This window comes from Zhongshania sp. (assembly GCF_041623545.1).
Lineage (GTDB): Bacteria > Pseudomonadota > Gammaproteobacteria > Pseudomonadales > Spongiibacteraceae > Spongiibacter.
The window spans coordinates 1-4,650 of the sequence record NZ_JBFJWS010000256.1 but is presented as its reverse complement, the minus strand read 5'-3'; the positions used below and the strand labels follow the sequence as shown (position 1 = coordinate 4,650).

Annotated in this window: 5 protein-coding genes; 1 reads left to right on the top strand and 4 read right to left on the bottom strand. The window is 51.7% G+C overall.

The window, feature by feature from the left end; all coding sequences use genetic code 11:
- Positions 1-105 precede the first annotated feature (105 nt).
- Positions 106-255, bottom strand: a complete 150-nt coding sequence (locus ABYT30_RS15825) for a twin-arginine translocase TatA/TatE family subunit (protein ID WP_372865667.1) — start codon at positions 253-255, stop codon at positions 106-108.
- A gap of 633 nt (positions 256-888) precedes the next feature.
- Between ABYT30_RS15825 and ABYT30_RS15820 the strand changes: the two genes are divergently transcribed.
- Positions 889-1,890, top strand: a complete 1,002-nt coding sequence (locus ABYT30_RS15820) for a helix-turn-helix domain-containing protein (RefSeq protein ID WP_373097455.1) — start codon at positions 889-891, stop codon at positions 1,888-1,890.
- 109 nt (positions 1,891-1,999) lie between these two features.
- On the opposite strand, the gene ABYT30_RS15815 is transcribed toward ABYT30_RS15820, so the two are convergent.
- From ABYT30_RS15815 to ABYT30_RS15805, 3 genes are all read right to left on the bottom strand, one after another.
- Positions 2,000-2,638 carry a hypothetical protein gene (locus ABYT30_RS15815; protein ID WP_373097454.1) on the bottom strand — a complete coding sequence of 213 codons (639 nt, stop codon included), beginning with the start codon at positions 2,636-2,638 and terminating at the stop codon, positions 2,000-2,002.
- 22 nt (positions 2,639-2,660) lie between these two features.
- Complete coding sequence (locus ABYT30_RS15810; RefSeq protein WP_373097453.1) at positions 2,661-2,978, bottom strand: twin-arginine translocation signal domain-containing protein; 318 nt, start codon at positions 2,976-2,978, stop codon at positions 2,661-2,663.
- A 9-nt stretch (positions 2,979-2,987) separates the two neighbouring features.
- On the bottom strand, positions 2,988-4,650 hold a 1,663-nt coding region (locus tag ABYT30_RS15805), incomplete at its 5' end, for a lipoxygenase family protein (protein WP_373097452.1).

Below are 4,650 nucleotides of genomic sequence, written 5' to 3'. Positions count from 1 at the left end.
TTTTTATTATAATTTCACAGTAGCACTGCACTATTTTCGGCGCAATGACAAACCAGCGCGCCGAAAACAGCCTAATGGCTGCGATCTTGCGCGGGCTACGTTCACTTATTGTTTAGACTTATCCTCAACTGCGGCGCTGAAGTCCCTGCGCAAGGCAGCCAGGTCTTTTCCCGCACCCCTGAGCCTTTTGGTGCCAAAAAGCAGCATAACAATTGCCAGAATAATCAACAGTTGCCACATACTAATTCCTGCCATGTCTACTCTCCTTACACTCGGGGTAAAACCCTAGATATTTACCGGCAGCGGCAGCAGGGCAGCTCGACCTGCAGAGCTCACCGCCAATACGGGAATACTTTAACCAAGCCACGCGCCGCTGGAGGCAGACACCTTGCCAACACGAACTTCCAGACTTTTTGTGACGGGCATGGCCAGCCATGTACAACACTGCGCCACTAACTTAATACCACCAGTATCGGCGTCCGTGGCTCTTCAGCATAGATCAGCGCACGCCAAGGTCGTTACACTTCACGCCAGATTACTCTTAGCAGCGGGCATGCCCTTGCAGCCCACAGCAGCCATCAAATAGCCAGCCACCAAGCATTATGCGTTTTACCAAACCAGGCAATGGGTTTTCTCACTTGACCGACAGCACGAACAATACCCATCGAGACCGCTGAAGAAGGTCAACACTCTACAGGCCATTTGGCATTGGAAACGCCGTATTCAACGTATGCCAGATGCTCTACAATCGGAGACGAGATGATCATTGCCCTCGATGCTTTCCTGCGGCGCAATCATAAAAACAATAATTCATCCCAACTACCAAACATCAGCAACATTCTGGAAAATCCAAAGCACAGTGGGAAGTTAATTTAGCCTGGTGAAGTCATGTCCCAAGAGCTTAGAGTTATCGCATCGGTGTATCGTGGCTTAATCGCCATTCTCAAGGAGGGGGGGCTTTCCTCTGCCGACATCTCTGCAAGAATTGGCCTCGACGTCGGCACACTGACCGCACCGCAGGTTGAACTCAGTCTGGATCAGGTGACTACTTTATGGGAACTGGGCTACCGCGCCAGAGGCCCAATTATTGGCATTGAAGCTGCGGAGCGGATCCGCCTTGTCGACTTTCAGGATATCGGAGTCTTTCTAACAGCCACTGAAAATGTGGGCGAGCTGTTAAAACAACTGGACAACTATTCACCGCTTTTCAGTAATGTAGTGGAAATAGACGTAACTGAGACCACCACCGGAATTGACTTGACGCTGAGTTACAACGCGAGCGCCCCCCTCATCTGCGAGCGCCTAGACTTTCTCGCCCTGTCTACCGTTGTGCTGGTGTCACAGTATCTAGACAGCTCGCTGCGCTTATCAGCGGCCGAGTCTATTCGCCATCAGCCGCCCGACACCACAAGGTGGGATGAGGCCTTCGGCGTTAAAGTAAAATGGGGCGCCAAGCTAACCCGACTCTCGGTAGGCGCAAGCGAGACTTGCAAGCCGGTACTCACTCGCAACGAGCAGCTCAAAAACGAGCTGCAATTATTACTTAACCGCCGACTGCGGAAAGGGGAAGCAGCCCACCCGGAGGACGAAATAAGAACCACCATGATGAAACAAATGGCGACGCGGGTTCCCAATATCAATTCGGTCGCCGACGCCATGCATATTAGCCCCCGAACCTTGCAGCGCCGCTTGTCTTCCGCCAACCATTCTTTTAGCGATTTGCTATTAGAGCTGCGCAAAGACATGGCAAGAAACTACCTATCCCTGGGGCTTGCAACGACCGAAATCGCAGAAAGGCTCGGCTATACCGATGTACCCAGTTTTAGTCGCGCCTTCAAACGCTGGGAAGGTATGACGCCGAATCAGTATAGAAGTCAGCTAGAGGAGTAATTAGACGGCGGCGCGCTTCACTATCAATTGCGCGGGACTGGTGACTCTAGGGGACATCGCCCTTACAAGCAAAACCCAACGATCAAGCAACGCCGCCACTGCACTTTCTCTACGACACCCCAAATTCCTCGTCATCCGCTGCCTCACAGGCATCGCCGATATTATTTCCATCCTGGTCAGCCTGATCCTGATTAGCGTCAAACGGGCAGTTATCGTCGGCATCGGACAAGCCATCTTCGTCGCGATCGAGGATCGCCTCAGCCAATGTGATAGAAAACGTGCCGTTCTGTAGCGATTGAACTTTGCCGCTGGCATCCAATAGCGTTGCCGTGAAGTAACCGCTGATACGTCCATCACCAGCTTCTGTTACTGTCAATTCACAGCCCTGGCTGTGCAGCGGCGCGGCGTTGCCGCGCTGCAGCATTAGCTCAAGGTCGCTTTCAGCACAGCGGTAACTACCCAGCCGTGGCGTGAGAGACCGAATCTCCCAGTAGCTGTCATCACTTTCTTGACTGACTACTTTTAGGTTTCGCGCGCCTTCGCCCGCGGCGGTGTAGCGTATGTCGCCACTGTAACTATGATTAGCGTTATTCACATAACCGCCAATACGAGGCAGCCCTGCATCCGGGCTGCTTGAATCAGTAGAAATAGTCGGCGCACTGGACGATCCGCCACCCCCGCCGCCGCCACACGCCGCGAGAACTGACAGCAGTGTGGCGACACATAGACGCTGGATTAAGTATGTCATTGGTAACTCCTTATCGGTCCCATTAAGCCGCCAAATACGCACTTCTAACGAAGAGCCGGGTAAGCCGGTATTCACCGGCTAGGCCGCTGTAAAGTTTTTTGTAATCTACCTGGCCGTATTCCTCAGTAAATCGCCGCGCAAAATCCTGGACGTGCTTTTTCTGCAATTTCTTTGAGGACTTAATCTGCTTCAGCAACACACTCTCTATATAGGAAATCTGCGCATCGTAGCCTTCCCGGCTCTCGCCGGTGATTTTTAGCAATGTGGGAGCGACTACCAGGCCTGCTAAACCCGCGGAGCCTTTTATAAACCCTCGGCGACTAATCGATTTTTTATTCATTATTATCTCCTAGTTCCAAGGGCTGCAGGTCAGGGTTGCCGGTCGCTTCATCCCATACGCCCACTTGCGACCTTGGTTTTTGGCTTGAATGTCTGAATCGGCAACAAACAAGTCTTTCTGAAACGTTTTCAGGTGTCGATAAATACGCTGGTCATGCATGAAATGGCCATCGGGAAAACGGCCCAATGAGCGGTACCAGTCGTAAGGCAGGTCAACAAAGAAGCGTGACACACAGAACACACCCAGACCGACGTTTATCGGCGGGTTAATATTGAGCCAATCTTGCTCAGTTTTAACTTCATCATTGCGCGGCACGCTGTCGGACCAGTAGCTGATGGGTGCCAGTTTGCTGCAGCCTAGGGTGGCTTCTAGCGCGTGATTGACAGACATCCAGTAAATTATGCGCGCAGCCATATCGACGAGTTCTGCAAAGGTATTTATCGCAGCCGGAAACCCGTTCACCTGACCGTCATTGGCGGTTTCGCTAGCGAACAACTGCAACTCATGATCGGCACGCACGTCGTCATCGGAGCGATAGTATTCCCCCAGGTAGTTGCGTGCCCACTTTTCAATAATGGGAAACAGCACATCGTCGTCGTACAAAGGGAAATCGCCAATGGCACTAAACACATTATCGCGACTGCGATCCAGTGGCGTACTTTGCTCTACAAAATGATAAAACGACGATCTTTCGACAACGGCATCGAGGAAGGTTTTTCCTGTCCAGCCAGACACCTTATCCATCATGCCAGTCAGCAAGCCCTGATCAGTTTGACCATAGGTGTGAGGGTCTTGGGTGCCGTTATCAGAAAATATACCGGCGTGATTATTAACGATTAGCGCCATCAGGTGGGGTTCAAGCAAAGCCCTGAGCGGATGCTGCTTGGCGATATTGCGATAGAAGCTGATAGCAATGGGGGCAACAAACACGTGCATTGATAGATGGTCGACCACACTGCTCATAGCGTACATACTCATGAACAGCGATTTGGCCATCTGCCAGGACCAATAATCATCCGTGGGCGTCATGATGTCAGAGAGTGGGCGCTCTTTATCCTGTGTATTCGACGCCTTCCAGGCCGCCCGCTCAGACTCGGTTGCGGGCGTGTGCTGAGTACTTTGAATCGCGATAAGTTTCAGTGCGCCACCGTTTCTGGGCACTGCAAATAATGCTATTGGTGTATAAAACCGCCCGCCAGCGGAGTTCTCTGCCGGAGGACGAATATTAAACTGGTGATATTCCTTATAGTCGACGATAAATGTGCGGCCCTCCGCCATCGCCTGATTGATATCGTCGTTATTGAAATCCGCGGTGCGGCGGAATATTTCATTAGTCACCTTAAAATTCGCCTGGTGCTCAGTGAAGGGTTTTATGCGTGTAAACGGTGATGAGTGCGCAACCTGTGTCCAGCCAATCACATCGTCATTACGGAAATCTTCGTCAAACGGCTGTTTGGGGTAGCGCTCCGGCAAGGGCGGGTAATAGTCTAGGGTATCAACAGACTTCGCCTTGGTTGCCGGTGCCAACGTCAACACAGGGTCTAGCGGATTGACACGAAAAAAGAACGGACCACCGCCATCGGTCAAGTTTTCGGTAACCACCGACAACAAGCGATTGATATTATTTAGGGCTTCGGTATTACTGGCCCACAGTGACCAGTTGCGATCGAAG

Bases quoted from the DNA above. Each gene is read 5' to 3' on its own strand.
- ABYT30_RS15825 (WP_372865667.1), bottom strand. From the start codon at position 255: ATGGCAGGAATTAGTATGTGGCAACTGTTGATTATTCTGGCAATTGTT.
- ABYT30_RS15820 (WP_373097455.1), top strand. From the start codon at position 889: ATGTCCCAAGAGCTTAGAGTTATCGCATCGGTGTATCGTGGCTTAATC.
- ABYT30_RS15815 (WP_373097454.1), bottom strand. From the start codon at position 2,638: ATGACATACTTAATCCAGCGTCTATGTGTCGCCACACTGCTGTCAGTT.
- ABYT30_RS15810 (WP_373097453.1), bottom strand. From the start codon at position 2,978: ATGAATAAAAAATCGATTAGTCGCCGAGGGTTTATAAAAGGCTCCGCG.